The organism is Halorubrum coriense DSM 10284 (assembly GCF_000337035.1).
Lineage (GTDB): Archaea > Halobacteriota > Halobacteria > Halobacteriales > Haloferacaceae > Halorubrum > Halorubrum coriense.
On record NZ_AOJL01000015.1, the window covers coordinates 1 to 20,421 of the forward strand.

General features: G+C 67.1%; 22 protein-coding genes, 1 tRNA gene and 1 rRNA gene. 9 read left to right on the plus strand and 15 right to left on the minus strand.

Features of this window, described 5'->3' with window-relative positions; genetic code table 11:
* Positions 1 to 147: ribosomal RNA gene (locus C464_RS02735) — 16S ribosomal RNA — on the minus strand; the annotation flags it as partial.
* A gap of 673 nt (positions 148 to 820) precedes the next feature.
* On the opposite strand from C464_RS02735, the gene C464_RS02740 reads away from it, so the two are divergent.
* Entirely contained in the window at positions 821 to 1,381 is a 561-nt protein-coding gene (locus C464_RS02740) for a TATA-box-binding protein (protein WP_006111982.1), read from the plus strand.
* Positions 1,382 to 1,504: 123 nt separating this feature from the next.
* Here the strand turns inward: C464_RS02740 and C464_RS02745 are convergent, their stop codons facing one another.
* The 3 genes from C464_RS02745 to C464_RS02755 form a co-directional block, all read right to left on the minus strand.
* Positions 1,505 to 2,710, minus strand: coding sequence for a Cdc6/Cdc18 family protein (locus C464_RS02745; RefSeq protein WP_006111983.1), 1,206 nt, complete (start codon positions 2,708 to 2,710; stop codon positions 1,505 to 1,507).
* 955 nt (positions 2,711 to 3,665) lie between these two features.
* Positions 3,666 to 5,918 carry an NADP-dependent malic enzyme gene (locus C464_RS02750; RefSeq protein ID WP_006111984.1) on the minus strand — a complete coding sequence of 751 codons (2,253 nt, stop codon included), beginning with the start codon at positions 5,916 to 5,918 and terminating at the stop codon, positions 3,666 to 3,668.
* Positions 5,919 to 6,061: 143 nt separating this feature from the next.
* On the minus strand, positions 6,062 to 7,264 hold the full coding sequence (locus C464_RS02755; RefSeq protein ID WP_006111985.1) for a DUF7544 domain-containing protein: 1,203 nt from the start codon (positions 7,262 to 7,264) through the stop codon (positions 6,062 to 6,064).
* Between the two features lie 124 nt (positions 7,265 to 7,388).
* Between C464_RS02755 and C464_RS02760 the strand changes: the two genes are divergently transcribed.
* The gene (locus tag C464_RS02760; RefSeq protein WP_006111986.1) at positions 7,389 to 8,255 is read left to right on the plus strand and encodes a DUF7117 family protein; all 867 of its coding nucleotides are present in this window, start codon (positions 7,389 to 7,391) and stop codon (positions 8,253 to 8,255) included.
* 36 nt (positions 8,256 to 8,291) lie between these two features.
* On the opposite strand, the gene C464_RS02765 is transcribed toward C464_RS02760, so the two are convergent.
* From C464_RS02765 to C464_RS02800, 8 genes are all read right to left on the minus strand, one after another.
* Positions 8,292 to 9,017, minus strand: a complete 726-nt coding sequence (locus tag C464_RS02765; RefSeq protein WP_006111987.1) for a fumarylacetoacetate hydrolase family protein — start codon at positions 9,015 to 9,017, stop codon at positions 8,292 to 8,294.
* An 84-nt stretch (positions 9,018 to 9,101) separates the two neighbouring features.
* Positions 9,102 to 9,599, minus strand: a complete 498-nt coding sequence (locus C464_RS02770; protein ID WP_006111988.1) for a hypothetical protein — start codon at positions 9,597 to 9,599, stop codon at positions 9,102 to 9,104.
* The gene (locus tag C464_RS02775; RefSeq protein WP_006111989.1) at positions 9,599 to 9,961 is read right to left on the minus strand and encodes a hypothetical protein; all 363 of its coding nucleotides are present in this window, start codon (positions 9,959 to 9,961) and stop codon (positions 9,599 to 9,601) included. Before C464_RS02775 ends, C464_RS02770 begins: the two co-directional genes overlap by 1 nt.
* Entirely contained in the window at positions 9,958 to 10,239 is a 282-nt protein-coding gene (locus tag C464_RS02780) for a ubiquitin-like small modifier protein 1 (protein WP_006111990.1), read from the minus strand. The genes C464_RS02775 and C464_RS02780 overlap by 4 nt, the downstream gene beginning before the upstream one ends.
* Positions 10,240 to 10,355: 116 nt before the next feature.
* Positions 10,356 to 10,739, minus strand: coding sequence for a hypothetical protein (locus tag C464_RS02785; protein ID WP_006111991.1), 384 nt, complete (start codon positions 10,737 to 10,739; stop codon positions 10,356 to 10,358).
* Positions 10,740 to 10,762: 23 nt separating this feature from the next.
* Positions 10,763 to 11,617 (minus strand): alpha/beta hydrolase, encoded by an 855-nt coding sequence (locus C464_RS02790; protein ID WP_006111992.1) that lies wholly within the window; start codon positions 11,615 to 11,617, stop codon positions 10,763 to 10,765.
* The gene (locus C464_RS02795) at positions 11,614 to 12,612 is read right to left on the minus strand and encodes a phosphate signaling complex PhoU family protein (protein ID WP_006111993.1); all 999 of its coding nucleotides are present in this window, start codon (positions 12,610 to 12,612) and stop codon (positions 11,614 to 11,616) included. Before C464_RS02795 ends, C464_RS02790 begins: the two co-directional genes overlap by 4 nt.
* A 196-nt stretch (positions 12,613 to 12,808) precedes the next feature.
* Positions 12,809 to 13,756 (minus strand): D-2-hydroxyacid dehydrogenase, encoded by a 948-nt coding sequence (locus C464_RS02800; RefSeq protein ID WP_006111994.1) that lies wholly within the window; start codon positions 13,754 to 13,756, stop codon positions 12,809 to 12,811.
* Positions 13,757 to 13,955: 199 nt separating this feature from the next.
* Here C464_RS02800 and C464_RS02805 point away from each other — a divergent pair, with 199 nt between their 5' ends.
* The 4 genes from C464_RS02805 to C464_RS02820 are packed head-to-tail and all read left to right on the plus strand — an operon-like array spanning position 13,956 to position 16,300.
* Entirely contained in the window at positions 13,956 to 14,552 is a 597-nt protein-coding gene (locus tag C464_RS02805; protein ID WP_006111995.1) for a DUF2589 domain-containing protein, read from the plus strand.
* A gap of 4 nt (positions 14,553 to 14,556) precedes the next feature.
* Positions 14,557 to 15,195 (plus strand): DUF2589 domain-containing protein, encoded by a 639-nt coding sequence (locus C464_RS02810; RefSeq protein ID WP_006111996.1) that lies wholly within the window; start codon positions 14,557 to 14,559, stop codon positions 15,193 to 15,195.
* 53 nt (positions 15,196 to 15,248) lie between these two features.
* A complete protein-coding gene (locus tag C464_RS19125; protein WP_152420869.1) occupies positions 15,249 to 15,968 on the plus strand; it encodes a hypothetical protein in 720 nt (239 codons plus the stop codon).
* Positions 15,965 to 16,300: a hypothetical protein gene (locus C464_RS02820; protein ID WP_006111998.1), complete on the plus strand. Its 336-nt coding sequence runs from the start codon at positions 15,965 to 15,967 to the stop codon at positions 16,298 to 16,300. The genes C464_RS19125 and C464_RS02820 overlap by 4 nt, the downstream gene beginning before the upstream one ends.
* A 21-nt stretch (positions 16,301 to 16,321) precedes the next feature.
* On the opposite strand, the gene C464_RS02825 is transcribed toward C464_RS02820, so the two are convergent.
* The 3 genes from C464_RS02825 to C464_RS02835 form a co-directional block, all read right to left on the minus strand.
* Positions 16,322 to 17,533, minus strand: a complete 1,212-nt coding sequence (locus C464_RS02825) for a cystathionine gamma-synthase (RefSeq protein ID WP_006111999.1) — start codon at positions 17,531 to 17,533, stop codon at positions 16,322 to 16,324.
* Between the two features lie 85 nt (positions 17,534 to 17,618).
* Positions 17,619 to 17,727 (minus strand) — tRNA-Glu (locus C464_RS02830).
* A 309-nt stretch (positions 17,728 to 18,036) separates the two neighbouring features.
* A complete protein-coding gene (locus C464_RS02835) occupies positions 18,037 to 18,603 on the minus strand; it encodes a peptidylprolyl isomerase (protein ID WP_049910797.1) in 567 nt (188 codons plus the stop codon).
* Between the two features lie 102 nt (positions 18,604 to 18,705).
* Between C464_RS02835 and C464_RS02840 the strand changes: the two genes are divergently transcribed.
* The 3 genes from C464_RS02840 (at position 18,706) to truA (ending at position 20,415) form a co-directional block, all read left to right on the plus strand.
* On the plus strand, positions 18,706 to 18,906 hold the full coding sequence (locus C464_RS02840; RefSeq protein ID WP_049910798.1) for a XapX domain-containing protein: 201 nt from the start codon (positions 18,706 to 18,708) through the stop codon (positions 18,904 to 18,906).
* A gap of 64 nt (positions 18,907 to 18,970) precedes the next feature.
* Positions 18,971 to 19,477, plus strand: coding sequence for a universal stress protein (locus C464_RS02845; RefSeq protein WP_006112002.1), 507 nt, complete (start codon positions 18,971 to 18,973; stop codon positions 19,475 to 19,477).
* Positions 19,474 to 20,415: a tRNA pseudouridine(38-40) synthase TruA gene (truA, locus tag C464_RS02850; RefSeq protein WP_006112003.1), complete on the plus strand. Its 942-nt coding sequence runs from the start codon at positions 19,474 to 19,476 to the stop codon at positions 20,413 to 20,415. The genes C464_RS02845 and truA overlap by 4 nt, the downstream gene beginning before the upstream one ends.
* The last annotated feature ends 6 nt before the right edge of the window (positions 20,416 to 20,421 follow it).

Consider the following 20,421-nt stretch of genomic DNA (forward strand, 5'->3'; position numbering starts at 1 on the left):
TTAGCCTCAGTTTCCCGAGGGTATTGTGTTCCGAAGGGTAGTTTGGCCACGTGTTACTGAGCTATTCGCCACGAGTCTGAACTCGTGCGACTAGCATGGCTAAATCGGATCCCAATAGCAATGGCCTCCGGCAGGATCAACCGGAATGAATATCCTTCGAGCCTGATTCCCGGCTCGAAGGGGGTGTTGGCGGGTGTCAATCTCGTTGGAAACGAGGGTTGACACACCATTGCATTGGTCTGTGTGGTGTCCGGCCCATCCAACGGCTTGGATGACACCGAACGACCACGGCTCACATCAGATCACCGCTTACGCCGGAGCGCAGGGGGCGTGATCCTCATCGGGTGAGTCGGATGAACCGACTCTGCGAAACCGGGCCGAGTTGAACGGCCCGAGTCCGCGGTGCGTTCTTCGCATTTCAACCGAACGGTCTTATACACTTAAGCACGTCGGAACGCTTCGACCGGCCGCGTCAGCGGCCGGCCGGTGCCCCCTCGTCGGGGGCTCCTCGCATTCATTCGAATGCCCGGGTTGTATTTAACCCCGTCGAACCATCTGCTCCACGTCATGCGGTTTCATGGACCGTTCCGAGCGAGCGGGGGGAGCCGTCGAGAGGAGACACGGTAATGTAAACGAACGTATCGATCGACTCGATGAGGAGCGTTTGCGGACAAAATATCAGATGATACTCATGAAAATCCTCCGTGTTCGGGTGAGTCTCGTGCGTGCGCGCGAGCGCACCGAAAACACGCAGTGGGAAAGCCCGGCCGTTTATACCACGGGCGTTTATAAGGGAGGGGGCCACATATAAAAGCGAACGATGACGAACCCTGCAGACTCGATCGAGATTCAGAACGTCGTTGCATCGACAGGTATCGGTCAGGAACTCGATTTGGAGGCGCTCGCGGAGGACCTCCCAGGTGCGGATTTCAACCCCGACAACTTCCCCGGGCTCGTTTACCGGACCCAAGAGCCGAAGGCGGCCGCACTGATCTTCCGCTCGGGAAAGATCGTCTGTACGGGCGCAAAAAGCATCGACGACGTCCACGAGGCGCTCGGGATCATATTCGAAAAGCTTCGCGGCCTTCAGATTCCGGTCGAAGACGACCCGGAGATCACCGTTCAGAACATCGTATCGAGCGCGGACCTCGGTCACAACCTCAACCTCAACGCTCTCGCGATCGGGCTCGGCTTAGAGGACGTGGAGTACGAGCCGGAGCAGTTCCCCGGACTCGTCTACCGGATGGATGAGCCGGAGGTCGTCATCCTGCTCTTCGGGAGCGGGAAGATCGTCATTACCGGCGGCAAACGGACGGACGACGCTGAAGAAGCGGTCAAGGAGATTGTCGAGCGCATCGAAGGGCTCGGTCTGCTCGGCTGACGCGTTGGCATCGATCGGTCTGTTCGGTGACCTCGTTTCGGAAGGGAGGCGGTACCCGGGTTCGGCCGGTCCGGAAGTAAGTTAGATCGGTCGACTGTCGGTGCGAAACGCAGATAACAGGCCTTACGACTCTGTGCTGTCTTCGGTGAGGACTTCCTTGACCACGCTCGGATCCTCGAGGAGCTGGTGTTTCGTGTAACTCCCCTCCGCGCTGCCGCCACTGTGTTTCGACTGCTCGATGATGTCCAAGAATGCGTGCTCTTTCAGGAGATCGCGGACGCGTCGCAGCGAAAGGCTGTCAGAGCCCTCCTGTCGGCAGATGTTCTCGTAGATCTCGTACACACGACTCGTCCGGAATCCGTCCTGCCGTCCGTTCGAGAGCGACAGCAACGCGAGCGCTTGAAGGACGTATCGGGAGTGTGGCGTGGACCCGCGGATGAGCTCTCGAAAGCGGTCGGTCTCGGCTCGCTCGCGCGCCTGCGTAACGAACTCCTCGCGAACGGTGGGTTCTCCGTTCGCCTGCGCTATCTCCCCGGCGTACCGGAGGATGTCGATTGCCTTCCGCGCGTCGCCGTGTTCGCGGGCGGCGAGTGCGGCGGCGCGGGGGATCGTCGACGGTTCGAGAACGTCATCGTGAAACGCGTCCGCGCGCGCTTGCATGATCTCACGGAGTTGGTTCGCATCGTACGGGGGGAAGACGAACTCGCGTTCACAGAGGCTCGATTTGACGCGCTCGTCCATTCGGTCTTTGTACTGAATCTTGTTACTGATTCCGACGACACCCAGCTTACAGTCAGTGATCTTTCCGGCCTCACCCGCGCGAGACAGCTGCATCAAAATGGCGTCGTCGTCTAGCTTGTCAATCTCGTCGAGCAGGATCAAGACGACGTCGTACCGCTGGTCGAGGATGCGCCAGAGGCGTTTGTAGTACGTCGAGGTGGAGAGTCCCTTGTCGGGGACGTTGATCCCGGTCTCGTCCGGGTCGTTGACGCCTTCGGCGATCGTCTGGACCGCCTGCGTCTCGGTGGTATCCTGCGCGCAGTCGACGTAGGCGAACGTCGCCGTGACGCCTTCCTCGCTGGCGGTCGAAACGAGTCGCTTGGAGACGTACTTCGCACACAGCGACTTCCCGGTGCCTGTCTTCCCGTAGATGAGCACGTTGCTCGGGCTCTGCCCGAAAATAGCTGGGTTGACGGCGGTCGCCAAGTCGGCGATCTCGTCGTCTCGACCCACGATGCGTCCCTCGCCGGGTAAGTGACTGATCTCGAGGAGCTCCTTGTTCGAAAAGATGGGGTCCTCTCTCGTGAAGAGGTCGTCCGCTGCGTCCATGAGAGAGACACCGGGTTTCCGGTGAAATGCGTTCTGTTTCGCGGTGGTGCTTGAGCCGGCGTAAGGGGTGAGTCAGTGAATGGAGACACACACCGTGTTTCCGGTGAAAGGATGAGCGGCCGGGGGAGGTCGGGGGGAGGTCGGGGAAAAGTCGAGGGCAATCGGTTGGGGAAGAGTTGGGGGCGATCGGTTGGGGAAGAGTTGGGGGCGATCGGTTGGGGAAAAGTCGGGGGCGACCGGTTAGGGGCGGTAGAGGATAGTCGGTTGGAAGCGATTGACCGGAGGCGATTGACAGAGAAGCAGGATCAGAAGAGCGTCTAGGCGGAACAAGCGAGCGGTCAATAAGCGGAGTACTCGAGGTCAGCTCGACAGAGGACGTGACCAAGCGGTAACACGTATACGGAGCGCGTGAGGCGGGGACGGGCGAAGAAAGTACACGACGATAACAATGGGGTGGACGAAAAGACGGTTCGAAGAAGGTTCGAGAGGAGGCATCTAAAACAGACGTTTCACCGGAAACGAGGTGTTCGTTGGGAATGTTGTGCGGTTCTGTCAGCAGGGGGAGACCGGGTTTCCGGTGAAATATCGGTTTCCGACGAAGTACGAGTTACCGACGTGTTTCGAACTTCCGATGAAACGCCATTACCGCTCGGCGAGCACTCGCTCACTTCGCTTGGCGAGCTTTACTCTGATATAGCACATAAATCCTGTTGTTCTGAACTGGTCATGACTAGGACTTGGCCGAGCATAGCGAAACCACCCCCACCCAGCACGCCCCCCTTTCACCGGAAACACGGTGTGTCTCCACACAAAACTACGCCGACCGACGGACCAGAATATGGGTCGGTAGGTCCGCCGACGGTATCCTGAGAAACGCGCACGACCGACGGGAAACAGACGTCCGGCCGGGCGCAGCGCAGTTCGCGAGCACGCAGGCCCGTGATTCCTCGCCGGACTACTCTTGGGCGTCCACGACGGCGACGCTGGCGAGATTGACGATGTCTTTCACCTCGTCGCCCCGCTGAAGCACGTGGACGGGTTCGTCCATGCCGACCAGCATCGGCCCGATCGCTTCGGCACCGCCGAGCCGCTGGAGTAGCTTGTACCCGATGTTCCCGGCCTCGAGGTTCGGGAACACGAGGACGTTCGCGGCCTCGTCGAGCTGAGAGAACTCGTACGTTCCGTTGAGGATATCGTCGACGACCGCGGTGTCGGCCTGCATCTCACCGTCGACCGGGAAGTCCACGCTGTCGTCGGACTGGAGGATATCGACGGCGTCGCGCGGCTTCCGGGTCCCCTGGTTGTCGACACTCCCGAAGTTCGAGTACGACAACATCGCGGCGCGCGGCTCGACGTTGAACCGGCGCGCGAGGTCCGCGGTGTGCCGCGTGACCTCCGCCAGCGTCTCCGCGTCCGGATCTTGGTTGACCGTCGTGTCCGCACAGAAAATGACCCGGTTCTTGAACGTGAGCATGTACACACCGGCGACGGTGTCTGTGTCTTCCGCGGACCCGACGACCTGAAGCGGGGGGCGGAGCGCCGACGGGTAGTGGTGGGTGAGTCCGGTGAGCATCGCGTCGACGTCGCCGGTCTCGACCATCACGCTGCCGAGGTAGTTCGTGTCGCGCTTGATCAGGTCGTTCGCCTCGCGTTTCGTGATCCCTTTGCGCTTGCGGAGTTCGTACAGCCGCTCCCCGTAGCCGGAGACGTCCCGGTTGTCAGGATCGACCACCTGCGGGCGGAACGAGAGCCCGAGTTCCGCCGCAGTCTGCGAGATGGTGTCGGCGTCGCCGAGCAGCACCGGCTCCGCGATCCCCTGCTCGGAGAGCTGGTAGGCCGCGCGGATCATCTTCTCGTCGGTGCCCTCCGCGAGCGCGATCCGCTTCGGGTCGCTCTTCGCTTTGTTCAGCACGACCCGCATCATCTCGCGGGACTTCCCCAGCCGCGCTTCGAGCCGCTCTCGGTACTTCTCTAAGTCTATCTCGGCCCGCGCCGAACCGGACTCCATCGCGGCCTCCGCGACGCGCGGCGCTACCTCGAACAACACTCGGGGGTCGAGCGGTTTCGGGATGACGTAGTCCGGCCCGAACTGGAGCGGGTCGTCGCCGTACGCCTTCACGACCGCGTCAGGAACGTCCTTGCGCGCGAGGTCGGCCAACGCCTCCGCGGCGGCCGCCTTCATCTCCTCGTTGATCTCGGTCGCGCGCACGTCGAGCGCGCCGCGGAACAGGAACGGGAACCCGAGCACGTTGTTCACCATGTTCGGGTAGTCCGACCGGCCCGTCGCCATGATCACCGTGTCGTCGCGCGCGGCCTTCGCGTCCTCGTAGGTGATCTCGGGGTCGGGGTTCGCCATCGCGAAGATGATCGGGTCGGCGGCCATCGAGCGGACCATCTCTTTGGAGACGATACCGCCGACCGAGAGGCCGACGAACACGTCCGCTCCCGCCATGGCGTCCGCGAGGTCGCCGTCCTCGACCGGGCTGGCGAACTGGCTCTTGTACTCGTTGACCTCGCCCGCCTCGACGCGCTCCTCGGTGATGATCCCGGAGGAGTCGCACATCGTGATGTTCTCTTTGCGCGCGCCGAGCGAGACGTAGAACCGGGCCGTCGCGATGGCGGACGCGCCGGCACCGGAGAAGACGATTTCGAGCTCCGAGAGGTCCTTGTCCGAGATGTCGACCGCGTTCATTAACGCCGCGCCGGAGATGATGGCGGTGCCGTGCTGGTCGTCGTGGAACACCGGGACGTCCATCTCTTCGCGGAGGCGCTCCTCGATCTTGAAGCACTCGGGGGCCTTGATGTCCTCCAAGTTGATCCCGCCGAACGTCGGCCCCATCGCCTTCACCGCCTCGCAGAACGGGTCGACGGAGTCGATGTCCAGTTCGATGTCGAAGACGTCGATGTCTGCGAAGCGCTTGAACAACACTCCCTTCCCTTCCATGACCGGCTTCGAGGCGGCGGCACCGATGTCGCCGAGCCCGAGGACGGCCGATCCGTTCGAGACGACGGCGACGAGGTTCCCCTTTGCCGTGTACTCGAAGACGGACTCGGGATCTGCCGCGATGTCGCGACACGGCGCGGCGACCCCCGGCGAGTACGCTAACGAGAGGTCACGTTGCGTGTTCGTAGGCTTCGTCGTCTCGATTGCGATCTTTCCGGGCGGCTCCTGTCGGTGGTACTCCCGCGCGTCGTCGTCTAGTCCCATGTCTCTCTCCATTCGTGAACGGAGTAAAAAGCTATCCGATGGTGTCGAACAGATGATTCGACATCTGACGATCGTTCGTCGTCACGAGTCCCGCGCGGCCACTACTCACCCGGACGGGGCCACTACTCACTCGGACAAAGGCATCATCGGGTACCGGCTCGCCCGCCGCCGATCGACGCTGTCCCATCGCTCGCCGCGCCAGACGGTGCCAGCGGCGACAGGTCCGGGTCGATCCCGGCGAGCGTCGAGACCTCGTACGCGGTCAGGTACGTCCGCGTCACCAACCGGACCGGGAGCGTCACGGCCACGAGCGCGACGACCGAACAGAGCAGCACGGTCCCGAGAACGAACAGTCCCGCAGTCGTCCCGAACACCGCCTCGACTCCGCCGAGCGGGACCGCCGCGACGAGGGCCACGACGAACCCGGTCACGGCGACGACGGCCGCGACGGACGCGACAGCGAGGGTCAAGACGATCCTGACGCCCGTCGCGACGAGAGCGTGAACGACGAGGTACGCGACGACCTCGCTCCACGATCCGCGGAGCGACGCCCAGACCGCTCGCCACCCCGCAATCACTCCCACGTCGCGAGCGACCATCGCCGGCGCGACGAACTCGAACGTGAGGCGGGAGACGACGATTCCGATCAGTGTCACCGCGACTCCGACCGCGACAATCGCGGCGGTCACCGGTCCCGGAAATCCCAACGATCCGCCGGGCGACACGCCAACGACGGGCAACGGCGTAGAACCGGTGAGGAATATCGACGTGGAGCCGACGGCAGCGACGACCGCGACCACCGGCGTCGCGGCGACGACCGCGATCCCCGCGAGGATGGCTAACAGCTCTGACGCCTGTCGAAATCGAGCGCGAAGCGAACGCCAGAGCGCGACCTCCCCCGTGGCGAGCGCGTCGTAGAACGCGAGCCGAAACGCGAACGAACACGCGACGAGCGCGAGCGCGACGAGCAGCGTCACGACGGCGAGCGCGACGAGCAGCGACTCGTTCAGTCCAACGAGGCGGTCGAGGCCCGAGGCCGCGGCTCCTCCGAAGGCCTCCGGCAGGAATCCGCCGCTCAACGGTACTGACTCGGCCGACGGCGAAACTGCCTCAGCCCCCGCACTGAGTCCGATCGTCGAAGCGCCAAATCCGGTCGTCAAAACGCCAAACCCGACCGTCGAAGCGCTGAACGACGGAATCCCGGCACGAAACCCGCTGATTCCCCCGCCGGCCATCGCGAGCGCGAGGAACGCGAGCTTCGCCCACCGGACCGCCTCGAAGGGGAAGAGGAACCGCCGGGTCCCGTCGGTCGCGCGGTCGAGCGCGTCGACGGCGTGCCAGTCCATACGGATCCTTGACCGGAGGGAGTGAAATAGACTGGCACCCGGACCGCCGCCGAACGAATCGCTCGGCCCGAGTCGACGGCGTCGACCCGCAGTCGTTTAGGGCGGACGCGACGAATCGGACCGCATGAAAGTCCGCGGCGAACGCGAGTGTCAGTCCTGCGGCACGCGGTGGTCGTACTACGAGACGGGCTCGGTCGCGTGCCCGAGCTGCGGCGACCTACGCAGCGTCGGCGTCGACGCCCGGACCGCGCACACGGACGCGCCCGTCGCGCTCGACCTCGCCGCTCACCGCGAGCGGTTCGGAGACGCTCCCGATACCCTCCCCCGATCGGGCGTCGACGAGCTCCAGTCTGACCTCCGGGAATACTGCCGGAAACGCGGCTTCATCGACGGCGGTCGACTCGCCTCCCTCGACGAGACCTACCTCGCGGCCCGCGAACTGCTGGAGGCCGTCGACTGCTTCGAACGGCTTCGGGACCCCACCGACGCCGACCGCGAGTACCTCCTCGACCTCCTCGCCCGCGCCGACGAGGGCGTCCGACCGGCGGCGGACGCGGTTCCGAGCGCGCTCCGCGAAGCCCGGGGAATGGCGACCGTCCGCGCCGTCGAGGCGTACCGCAGCGACGCGCTCGACTTCCTCGACGAACTCGAAGCCCGAGCCGACCGGAGCGATGTCGAGGCCGACCGAGACGACGCCGAAGCCGATGAAGAAAATGGTGACGCGGACGACGCCAGAACCGTCACCGTAGACGGGGGCCGTCCCGAAGCCAGAGTCGGCCCCGCTCGCGACACCTTCGAGCGCCTCCGCGACCGCGTCGCGCGCGTCGACGCGCTCGGCGGCGACGTGCCGCCCGCGACCGCGGACGCTCTCGTCGAGGCGGCCGACGCCGTCGGAGCGTACGTGCGAACCGGCGACGAGTCGGCGCTAGCGACCGCGAACGAGCGGATCGACGACGCGAGCGCCGGGGACAGCGACCCCGGAAGTCCCTGAAACGGACTGACACGCGTCCGGCCGACTCCGAGAGGATCAGTTCACACCAGGCTCGACGACGCGGTTCGAGAGCGTCCCGACGCCCTCGTAGGTGATTTCGACGCGCTCGCCGGGCTCGACGAGCCCGGGGTTCGCCGGGCTACCGAACGCGATACAATCACCGGGCTCGAAGGTGAACCGCTTCGAGAGGTACGACACCACCTCGTGCGGTCCGAATAACATCAGCTCCGTGTTGGCGTCTTGGCGCTTCTCTCCGCCGACCGTCGTCTCGACGTCGAGGTTCGTCGGGTCGACGTCGGTCTCGATCCACGGCCCCAGCGGCGCGGACCCGTCGAACGCCTTCCGCGCGGTCCTGCCCTGTTGGTCGAGCGCGTCGACGTCGTTCAGGACCGTGTAGCCGCGAACGACCTCCGGCACGTCCCCGGGGGCGAGGTCGCGACAGCGCTCGCCGATCACGGCGACCAGTTCGCCGGCGTAGGTCAGTTCGTCGGTCCAGTGGGGGTAGCGGATCGGCTCGCCGTGCGCGAGCAGACTCGCGGGAGGTTTGACGAAGAAGTCCGGCTCTTCCGGGCGCTCGTACTCCATCTGGTCGAGCGTCGCCGCGTAGTTCCGACCGACGCAGTACAGCGCGCTGGGCTCGCACGGCGGGAGCGGCCGCCCGTCGCGACCGACCTCGTAGCGGCCGTCGTCCGCGACGACCGCGCCGTCTTCGTAGCGACCGGCCACGGGCCCGTCCGGCGTGAGGAGTCGAGCGAATCGCATGGGACCACGTCCGCGGTGCGACACGAAAAGGCGTCGGTGGTGGGCCGACTCCCGCGACCGGCTCCGAGCCGACAGGGCCGCGGATCAGTCGGCTTCGCCCTCGCCCGCGTCTTCGCCCTCGTCCGTATCCTCGCCAACGCCGATGACCACGCACGACCGGATCTCCAAGGCGGTCTCGAACTCCTCTCGGCGGCCGCATCCGGAACCGATCCGCTCTACCGTCGCCTCGTGCGCGCGAACCACGGCGTCGCGCTCGCGGTCGGAGAGCCCGATCCGGTCCGCGACTTCCTCCCAGTGGTCGGGCTCGACGAGGAACGCCTCGCGGTCCGACTCGGCCGTGACCCGCTCGTATCGCCGGCGATACGCCTCGATTCTGGGGCCGAGATCCGCCTGGACGCGCGCGAGCAGCGTCGGGAGACGGGCGGCCGGCACGCTCGCGAGCGCGGTCGCCTTCACCAGCGCGGTCCCCCCGATCGGGTACGACCCGACATCCCGGTCGTCGTCCGAGCCGTCCTCGGAGCCCCCGGTCGTGCCCCCGTTGGAACCGTCTCCGGAGCCCCCGGTCGCGCCGTCGCCGGACATCACCCGCCGGCGCGCATGGCCTTCTGTCGGTACTTCGGGAGGAGGTCGGCGAGCACGTCGGGGTCGCCGGCGAACTCGGCGGTCACCTCGGTGAGCGTGATGGCGGCCGCCGCGGTCACCGTCTCGGCGCTGAGGGTCGCCCGCCAGCCGTCACCGTCCACGCGGGTCGCCGCCGCCGGGTCGTCGGTCCCGACCAGCTCTCCCCCGAGGTTCCTGAGGTAGTGGGCGGCGAGCCGTCGAGAGATGCCGCGGTACGCCACCGTCTTCCGCTCCCACCCGTCCTCGGCGGGCGGGAGGTCAGCCCCCGCCGCGTCCGCGTCAGCGACCGCCCCCTCGGCGGGCGGCGAGCCGTCGTCGCTCATGCCCCTCCCGCGACCGGCGGGAACACGGAGAGCCGGTCGCCGTCCCCGATCGGCGTGTCGAGCCCGTCGAGGTGGAGCACCTCGCGACCGTTCTTCAGGACGTTGATCTGCGGGGCGAGGTCGCCGTCGACGACCAGTCGTCCCTCCATCCCCTCGTACGTCGACTCCAACTCGCGCAGCACGTCGCCGACCGTGGAGTCGTCGGCGAACTCAGCGTTCACCGTCTTCCCACCGGCGGCCTCGCGAAACGTCGCGAAGAACCGCAGTTCCAGTTCCATACTCCTACGTCGGGTCGCGGCGGCTTAAAAGCGGCCGGCCGCGGAAGGCGGCGGCCGCGGAGGGAGACGGGCGACGGTCGCAGCGAGCCGCGACCGCGGAGTCGGATCGCCGCCGGCTACAGGTCGGACAGCCGGATGCCGTCCTCGACCAGCCGGAAGTTGCGCTCGCGGTCGAGGTCGTCGGCGAGCCACTCGTGGTCGTACAGCTGGCCGATGAGTTCGAGATAGAGGTTCCGCCACGCGATCGCGTAGATGGGCGACTGGCCCCACGCGCGAAGCTCCGGGACGTACTCGTGGTAGGTGCTCGCCTGCGTCTCCATGCGCTCGACCGCGTCCGCGACGACCTCGGCCGCCTCGTCCGGGTCCGCCTCGTCGAGCGCCTCGTTCAGTCGCGACTGGATCCCCGCGATGGCGCGTCGCATGTCCTGTTCGGCGGTCCCGTCCTCCTCCGGGAGCGACTCGACGACGCCCCGCGGAACGCCGAGTTCGATCTCTGGCATGCGATCACTTCGTGGGAGCGCGCTCAAAAAACCCGCTCACCCGGCAACGGCGAGCGCGGCGAGACGGACTGGCGCGGGCTGCGATTCGCCTCGGCCCGTTCGCCGAGCCACGTCCCGGTCGCGTTCCCGACCGCCTCCCGGCTGGCGGCGGGCGACAGCGACGCGGGATCGTCGCCGCGCTGCTTGCCGTAAGCCCCGAACCCGGCGTGGTTGACGCCGTCGAGTTCCGCGATCCGGGCGTCCGCCGGGAGGTTCGACCGCGACGCGCGCTCCCGTTCGGCGTCGATCACGCCGTCTGCGCCGCCGAGCACCGAGAGCACGTCGAGGCCGCTCTCGGAGACGTCGCGGTCGCAGTAGGCGGCGTGAAGCACGAGCGCGTCGTACGCCGCGGCGTTCTCGGCGGCGTGTCGACAGGCCATGGCACCGCCGAGCGAGTGACCGCCGACCGCCCAGACGCCCGCGTCCGGGTAGCGTTCGCGCACGCGGTCGGCGCGGTCCGGCGCGAGGACGGCGAGGTTGAGCGGCATCTCCACGACGACGACGAGCGCGACGCGGTCGGACGCGGCGAGGATGTCGGCGGCGGTGGGGACGTAGCTCTCGTGAGACACCCGCGCGCCCGGGTAGTAGACGAGTCCGACGGTCGAGTCGGTCACCGGTCCGTCGCGGACCGCGGTCCCGAGCGCCGTCCGATCGACGGAGACGCTCGGGTCCGCCTCGACCGCCGCCACCGCGTCCGCGTCCGGTCCCTGGCCGACGGCGAAGTACGCGGCCCCGCCGGCGACGACCAGCGCGACGAGGGGGACGACCGCGCCCCCGGCGATCGCGAGCCGCCGGCGCTCTGGCAGTCGGCGAGCGATCCGTCCGAGGACATCCCTCACGGCGTCGGCGCGGCCTTCTGGAGCGCCGTCTCGGCGATGTTCCCGCCGTAGTCGGCCGACCGGAGGACGGAGTCGACGACGAGCCCGAGCAGTTGCGCGCGGGTGGGGTCGAGGTCGCGGAGAACTTCGTCGATGGACCGGACGCGCTCGTCGATCGCCCTGACGCCGGTTCGCGCCTCGTTAGCCCGCCGGGTCGCCGCCTCGGTGTCGTCGTCGAACAGCGCGTCCATCGCGGTGTCGATCACCTCGACCGCGTCGCCGTGGAGGTCGTTGACCGCCTCGACGACGTCGTCGGGGAGCGGGTCGTCGATGTTCAGCGTCAGGTGTGCGATCTTCGTCGCGTGGTCGCCGATCCGCTCCAACTGGCGGGCGCTGGAGTGGTAGTCGAAACACTCCTCGCGCGGCAGGCCGAGCTCCTCGGCGGCCTTCGGTGTCCGCAACGTCGCGCGGAAGATTCGCGAGACGACGAGCCAGAGCCGGTCGAGGTCGTCGTCGCGACCGATCACGTCGCGCGCGAGGTCGTGGTCGCGCTCGGTGAGCGCGGCGAGCGCGTCTTCGAGCATCGACAGCGAGATCAGCCGCATCCGCGTGACCGCGTTGTGGATAGACAGCTCGGAGGAGTCGAGCAGGTCCTGGACGACGACCCGGTCGCGAGTCTCCTCCAGCACTTCGAGACCGACGAGGCTCTGGACCGCGTCGCGTATCGTCGACCGCTGCTCGGTGGTGATCTCGGCCGCCTCCAGTTCGATGACGTCGAAGCCGCTGACGTACATCGTCGTCACCGCCCGCTGGAGGGCCTGTCCGCTCAAGTCGGAGATGTCCAGCGTTCCCCTGGTCCGCTCCTCCTCCGACCGCGGCGTGAGGAACAGCGAGTCGCCGTCCGGGTGGAACTCGATCTCCGTCCCGGCCTCGACGTCGTTGTCGGTCGCCCACGTCTTCGGAATCGAGACCGTGTACGTCGAACCGCCGGTGACCTGAACCTTCCGCGTTTCCATACCTCACGCTCCGGAGCGGAACACCTTAATTTTGATCAAAATATATACCGCGTAGTAGGTTCGGATCGAATAGGGTACCGAGCGGTCGTTCAGATGGCTCGATAGAACGTCTCCGTGGTAATAGATAGAGAGTTATTTTTGCTATATATTACTATATACTCAGATCCGGTTCGGCACGATCGTCGCCTGCGTCGCCCTACACCACGCGGTTCCGGAGTTCGTCGCCGGCTTTCAGCCGCGCGACGTTGTCGGCGAGGATCTCCGCGAGGCGCTCGTAGTACTCGGGCGTGTGGCCGGCGTTGTGCGGCGTGATCGTCGCGTTCGACAGTCCCCACAGCGGGTGGTCTTCGGGGAGCGGTTCCGGGTCGGTGACGTCCAGCGCCGCGCCGCGGATGCGGTCGTTCCGGAGCTCGGTCACGAGCGCGTCGGTGTCGACGACCGGCCCGCGCGCGATGTTGACGAGGACGGCGTCGGGCCGCATCGTCCGGAGCGCGTCGGCGTCGACGAGCCCCCGAGTCGTCTCGGTGAGCGGGCACGCCAACACGACGTACTCGGCGTCCGCGACGGCCTCGTGGAACTCGTCGAACCCGCACACCTCGTCGGTCGGCCCGCCCTTTTCCGGAGAGTACCGGACGCCGACCGTCTCCACGTCGAACGACTCGAGCCGGTCGACGACCGCGCGCCCGATAGCGCCGAGCCCGACCACGGCCACCGTCGATCCGTACACCTCGGTCGTCTCGTACGTGCGCCACTCGCGCCGGGACTGCTGTCGGTACGCCCGGTGGAACTGCCGCGCGTGCGCGATCATCGACCCCACGACGTGTTCGGCGATGTTCGGGCCGTGGACGCCGGACGCGTTCGTCACGGCGACGCCGTGGTCGTCGAGCAGGTCGCGCGGGAGGTGGCCGGTCCCCGCGAACACGCAGGCGAACAGCTCCAGCTCCTCGGCGACGGCGAGCAGTTCTTCGTCGATGGAGAGGCCGACCGCCACCCGCGCGGTCCGGATCAGTTCGCGCTCTTCGGCCGGCGTTTTCGCCAGCGCGACGGATAGGTCGGGGAGTCGTTCGCGTATCGTCGCGGCCAACTCGCTCGCGCCCGCACCGTGGATCGTCTGGCGCAACACGACAACGTCTGGGTCGCTCATGTGTGAGAGAATCCCGACGACCGATAAAAGAATGCCCCCGTCCGGCGGACCTAGTTCCGGCCGACCGGGGGACGAGAACGAGCGCCGCTATTCGGTAGAGAACGGACGGTAGACACAGATCCCATAGAACTGTGAGTTAATTCTAAGTTTTAATTATAGGCATCTTTATACTAATCCGAGATCATTGTGTGATGGTATCATGCCGAACCCAGATTTCACCGCGGAGCTCGCGAGCATCCCGTACGAACACGTCATCGGAGAGCCGCTCCGGGCCGCCGTCGAGGCGAACGCGAGCGCGTCACAGACCGCGGCGGAGTACATCATGGAACTCGGGTTCACAGATCCGGTCGTCGGCGATCAGGAGCCGGTAATGGTCGATTTTACCTACTCCAAGCAGGTGATAGACGACGTCTCGGGCGACGAGGTGTCCGAAGAACACGTCATGTCCGTTCCGCTGTTGCTGCTGCTCCACATCCCGTACTTCGAGGTGGAAAACGTCACGATCGATTTCAACGTGAAGCTGAACTCGGTGGACTCGTACGCCCGATCGAGTCAGTTCGAGGTCGACTTCTCGAGGGAGGCCGAGGGCGGGTTCGACGTCGGGTTCGTCAACGGGAAGACGAGGTCGTCGGTGAACATCGGGTACCAGTCCTCGACTCGCCGGGGGAAGGAGATCAAGCGGACGTACGATCAGCGCGTTCGAGTCGAGGCCGGTTCGATAGAGCCGCCGGAGGGGGCTTCGCGGGTCCTCACGGCCCTCGAGACCGCGATCACCGACGACGTGTCGGGAGAGTGAGCGTGTGAGTCCGACCGATACGCTCGCCGACCTCCCGCTCTCGACGCTGTTCTCGGCGCCGCTCATCGCGGCGATCGACGCCAGCGCGCAGGCGCAACGGGAGACGGTCGATCTCCTCCGTGAGATCGGCTTCGAGCGGGACGGAACGCCGTCGACGGTGTCGTTCGAGTACGCGACGACGGAGCTCGACTCGACCACGGGCGAAACGGTTCAGCGCCGGAAAACGCTCGGCGTCCCGGTACTGCTGTTCCTGTCGCTTCCCGAACTCGTGGTTCACGAGATCGAACAGACGTTCTCGGCGAAGATCGTCGACGTCGAGTCGCCCGAAGGCCAGCGACCCACCAGTAAGGGCAAAGGCGAGGGGCGGGTCGAGGGAGGGAAGACGACGCGGTCGTCCTCGTTGACGCCGCGACGGTTGACGGTCGCCCCGGCGACCCGTTCCGAATCGTTCGCGCGTCGGAGTCGATCGTCCTTCGACCTCGATATCACGATGCGCGCCGAGGTCGAGAACAAATCGACCGGCGTCGACCTCCTCGAACGGACGCTCGCGACGACCGTCACCGACGGGGACGCGACCGACGAGCTGGCGGTCGACTCCAAGCGCGAGGCCTCGCGCGCCGACCGGGAAGAGGAGACGGAATGACCGAACTCCGCCACTTCCTCGCGTCGCTGTACGACGCGGTGTCCGAAGCGGAGATGCAAGCGCTGCTCAACGGACGGCAGCGGCTGCGTCGGATGGTCGAATCCGGTGAGTTCTCCGACGACCTGAGCCTCCCGGTGTATCACGCCGCCAACCTCTCCGTGACTCTCGACGTCGGGCTCGAAGCGAGAGAGACCAAACGCGGTATCCAGGTGTTCGTCACGGAGCCGTCGGCCGGCGACCAGACCGAACTCGGACTCGACCTCGAGGTGTACGACTTCCTCCAAGCGGGGGATCTCACCGACGCGACCGACGACCGCAGGCGTCCAGGAGGGGGTCTCGACGTCCACGTTCCGCTCCGGGAGCCGCCGGTCGACTCCGGAGACGCCGTGGGCTCCGTGGACGTTGACGAGAGCAGCGAGGACATCCGAAAAGAAGCGCGGAGCGGACACGAGCGGACGAAAGACGAACGAACGGACGACGAGCGAACAGACGACGAGCGAACGGACGACGAGCGGACAGACGACGAACAGGGGGAGACAAGATCACCGACCGATGAATCAACCAAGCCGACCACGAAGACCGACGAGAAGAGAGCCGATGAGGGTAAACGAAGCAAGGATGACGAGCGGAACACCGATGAAGATGCTGCGGAGAAACGAACCGAACGCGCACGCGAACGGCTTCGCAAGCCGGCGAAGTTCCCGGGACTCAGCCTCCCGCGGGGATGGGCACGCGACCGTGAAAACCGCGATGCGAGGGAGGACGACCGATGAGTGACGACCGGCCGGAAGTGGGGATCTACTTCGATCCGCTGACCTCGACGCAGCGTTCGTCGTTGCGTTCGCGCATGGAACGATACCGATCGCAGCTCGAGGACCGCGGATACGACGTCGCGATCGCGGAAGGGACCGGCGGACTGTTCGGCGGTGTGCTAGTGATAGACGACGACGGCGGCCGCGTCGGGTTCTTGGAAGCGAACGGCGCCGTCACCTGGCTCGACGGGTCGGCGAGCGGGCTCGGTGCCCTCGGCTCGGCCGTCACCCAAAACCACACCGAAGTGTTCGGGGCGGCGGTCGATTTCCCCGATGGCGTCGACGTGGACTGACACCTCAGTCGGAGTCGGTCATCACTGTGCCGCGTCGAACGCCGCCTGGAGGTCGGCCTTCATGTCGTCGACGTGTTCGATCCCGACCGAGACGCGGATCAGGCCGTCGGTGAGACCGGCCGCGAGGCGCTCCTCCCGCGGGATTGCGGCGTGCGTCATCGCCGCCGGCTGCTCGATCAGGCTCTCGACGCCGCCGAGCGACTCCGCGAGCGTGAACACTTCCGTCTCGCTCACGACCGTCGACGCCTCTTCGAGGGTGCCGTCCAGCTCGAACGAGAGCATCCCGCCGAAGTCGTCCATCTGCTCGGCCGCCAGCTCGTGGTCCGGGTGCGACTCCAGTCCCGGGTAGTAGACGCGGTCGACCGCGTCGTGCCCCTCCAGCCACTCCGCGAGCGCCATCGCGTTCTCGCAGTGGCGGTCCATCCGGACGGGGAGCGTCTTCGTCCCACGGAGGACGAGGAAGGCGTCGAACGGGCCCGGCGTCGCCCCGACGGAGTTCTGGTAGAACCCCAGCCGCTCGTCCAACTCCGCGTCGTCGACGATGAGCGCCCCGCCGATGGTGTCCGAGTGCCCGCCGAGGTACTTCGTCAGCGACTGGGAGACGATGTCCGCGCCGTGTTCGAGCGGGCGCTGGAGGTACGGCGTCGCGAACGTGTTGTCGACCGCGCAGAGCGCGTCGCGCTCGTGGGCGACGTCGGCGAGCGCGCCGATGTCGTTGACGTTCATCAGGGGGTTCGTCGGCGTCTCCACCCAGAGCAGCTCCGTCTCCTCGCGCATCGCGTCCCGGACCGCGTCGTGGTCGGTCGTGTCGACGAACGTGGTGTCGATGTCGTACTCGTCGTACACCTGCGTGAGAATTCGGTGCGTGCCGCCGTACACGTCGTCGCCGGCGACGACGTGGTCGCCCGCGGACAACAGGTTGAGGACGGTGTTGATCGCGCCCATCCCCGACGAGAAACAGCGCGCGTGGCTCCCCGACTCCAGCGAGGCGAGGTTCGCTTCGAGGTCGGTCCGCGTCGGGTTTCCGGTCCGGCTGTACTCGTAACCGCGGTGTTCGCCCGGCCCGTCCTGCTCGTAGGTGGAGTTCGCGTGGATCGGCGTCATCAGCGCGCCCGTCTCCGGGTCGGGCTCCTGTCCGGCGTGGATCGCGCGGGTCTCGATGCGACGGTCGTCGCCGTCGTGGCCGTGATCGCCGCCGGCGTCGTGGCTCCCGTCGTCGGATCGGTCGGTCATACGTGAGGGTCGTCTCCGAGGAAAGTGATTCTTCCCCTTCGGACCGACCGAAGTAGAAGCGCGCCGCTCGCGGTGTGAGAGTGGATGCTCGGTCAGGGATTTGAACCCTGGTCGTCGGCTGACTTCCGAACCGGCGCCGAAGCGCCGCGTCCGCCGAAAGGCCAACATGATTGGCCGGACTACACCAACCGAGCGCGTCCTTTGCTTACGCCGGGGACAATTTAACTCTTCTCAACTCCCCGCAGCGTGAGACGGTAGCGCATGCGGTCGACGCCCCGATCGCGTCGCGCCCGGCGCAGGGACGACCGACGCGAAACCGCGCACGGACCCGAACCACACGACGCGAAACCGCGCACGGAGCTGAACCACACGACGCGAAACCGCCCACGGAGCTGAACCACACGACGCGAAACCGCCCACGGAGCTGAACCACACGACGCGAAACCGCCCACGGATCCGAACCGCACGACGCGGTATCTCGACCGCCTCCGGGGTCGAAGTCGTTACTCGTCGACGTCGACGTGTTCGATCTCGACGGCCTCGCGGGGGTCGTCGTTGCGGCCGGTCGGCACCCCGCCGATCTCCTCGACGACGTCCATCCCGTCGATGACTTGGCCGAAGACGGCGTGTTTGCCGTCGAGGTGCGGGGTCGCGTCCAGCGTGATGAAGAACTGCGAGCCGTTCGTGTTCGGGCCGGAGTTCGCCATCGACAGGATCCCGGGTCCGTCGTGGGTGAGGTCGTCGTGGAACTCGTCGTCGAACTGGTAGCCGGGACCGCCGCGGCCGTTCTCCATCGGGTCGCCGCCCTGGATCATGAAGTCGTCGATGACGCGGTGGAAGACGATGCCCTCGTACAGCGAGTCGCCGCGGACCTCGCCGCTTTTCGGGTCCTCCCACGTGTTCGTCTCCGGCGCGGGCTCCGCGTCGGCGGCGGGGTCGTGGCGCGCCAGACCGAGGAAGTTCTCGACCGTCTTCGGCGCGCGCTCGGCGAACAGCTCGACGACGATGTCGCCGTGGTTGGTCTGAAGCGTCACCTGCGGGTTATCGGGGTTGGAAACCTCTCGTGCCATGTTCTCAGGGTGGAGCGCCCGTCGGAAAACCCTGCCCATCCGCGCGGGCCGGCTCCGACTCCGAACACCGCGCTTATAAACGAACACTGCGGACGCGTCGACATGAGTTCGACTCTCGTCATGACCGTCGCCGCGCTCGTCGTCGGGGTGACGGTCGGCGCGCTGTTCGCGTTCCTCCGCGTGCCGATTCCCGCGCCCCCGGAGCTGCCGGGCGTGGTGGCGATCGTCGGCATCTACCTCGGGTTCAAACTCGTCGGCTACGCCGGCGTCGGCTTCGACCTGCTCGACGCGCTCGGGCTGTGACGCCCGCCGCTCCGCGGCCTCGACGGCCGGTATCGTTTTCCGCCGGGCGCGAGCAGTACCGCGTATGTACGACGAGATCCTCCTCCCCGTCGCGCCCGGCGGCGAGGCGAACGACGCGATCCCGCACGCGGCCAGCCTCGCCGAGCGCTACGACGCGACCGTTCGCGTCGTCTCGGCCGCCGACACCGCGTCCGAGACCCTCGTCGGACCGCGGGCGGGAGCGTTCTCCGACCGGCTCGCCGACGCGGCCGCGAAGCGGGTCGAAGCGGTGACCGCCGAACTGGAAGCCGCCGGCGTCGAGGCGGTCGGCGACGTCGTCCGCGGCGAGCCGCTGGCCGTGATCGAGAACGCGATCGACGACGGGGCCGACATCGTCATCATGCCGAGCCACACCCGGCGAGGGATCCGCCGGCTCCTCCTCGGGAGCGTGACCGAGAAGGTCGTCCGCGTTGCGTCGGTGCCCGTTGTGACGGTTCCGATGGCCGACCCCGAAGAGGCGGACCGCGCGGCCGAGACGCCTGACGCAGACGGCGACGAGGCGGACGGCGGCGACGCGGACGATCCGCAGTGACGGACGCGTCGGGAGGAACGGACACGGTCACGCGCGCCTTCCGCGTCGCGTACGACGGCCGGGCGTACGCCGGCTTCCAGCGGCAGCCCCACGCGCACACCGTCGCTGACGCGCTCCTCGGCGCGCTCGCGGACCACGGGCTCGTCGACTCCGGCGACGGACCGACGCACGCCACGCCGCCCGGCTACGCGGCCGCCGGTCGGACGGACGCCGGCGTCTCAGCCGTCTCCCAGACCGTCGCCTTCGAGGCTCCGACGTGGCTCACGCCGCGCGCGTTCAACGGTCACCTCCCCGGATCGGTCCGCGCGTGGGCCGCCGCCGACGTGGCCTCGGGGTTCCACGCGACCCACGACGCGGTCCGCCGAACGTACCGGTACCACCTCTACGCGCCCGACGTCCGGGAGGACGACGCACCCGCCGCCGGAGCAGACGCCGCGACCGACGCGGCGCGTCGGGACCCGGAAAACGCGATCGACGACGAGCGGCTCCGGGCCGCGCTCGCGCGGTTCGACGGCGAACACGACTTCCACAACCTGACGACCGACGAGACGGGGACGGTCCGCGACCTCGACGCGCGGGCGACACGCGAGGGCGACACGCTCGTCGTCGAGGTCGCGGCCGGCGGCTTCCCGCGCGCGCTCGTCCGTCGAGTCGTCGCCGCGGCTCGGGCCGTCGGCCGCGGGACGGCCGAGGTCGAGTGGATCGACCGGCTACTCGACGCCGAACCGATCCCGGGCGACCGCGGCGTCGGTCCCGCGCCGCCCGAACCGCTCGTTCTCTGGGACGTGGGCTACCCCGACGTCGAGTTCGCCGTCGACCCCGAGGCCGCCGAGAGCGCTCGCGTCGCCTTCGGGGAGCGACACCGGGACGCGCGGCACGCCGCGGCCGCGACCGGTGCGGTCCGCGACAGGCTGTTCACGGCCTTCGGCGCGGACTGATCGGGT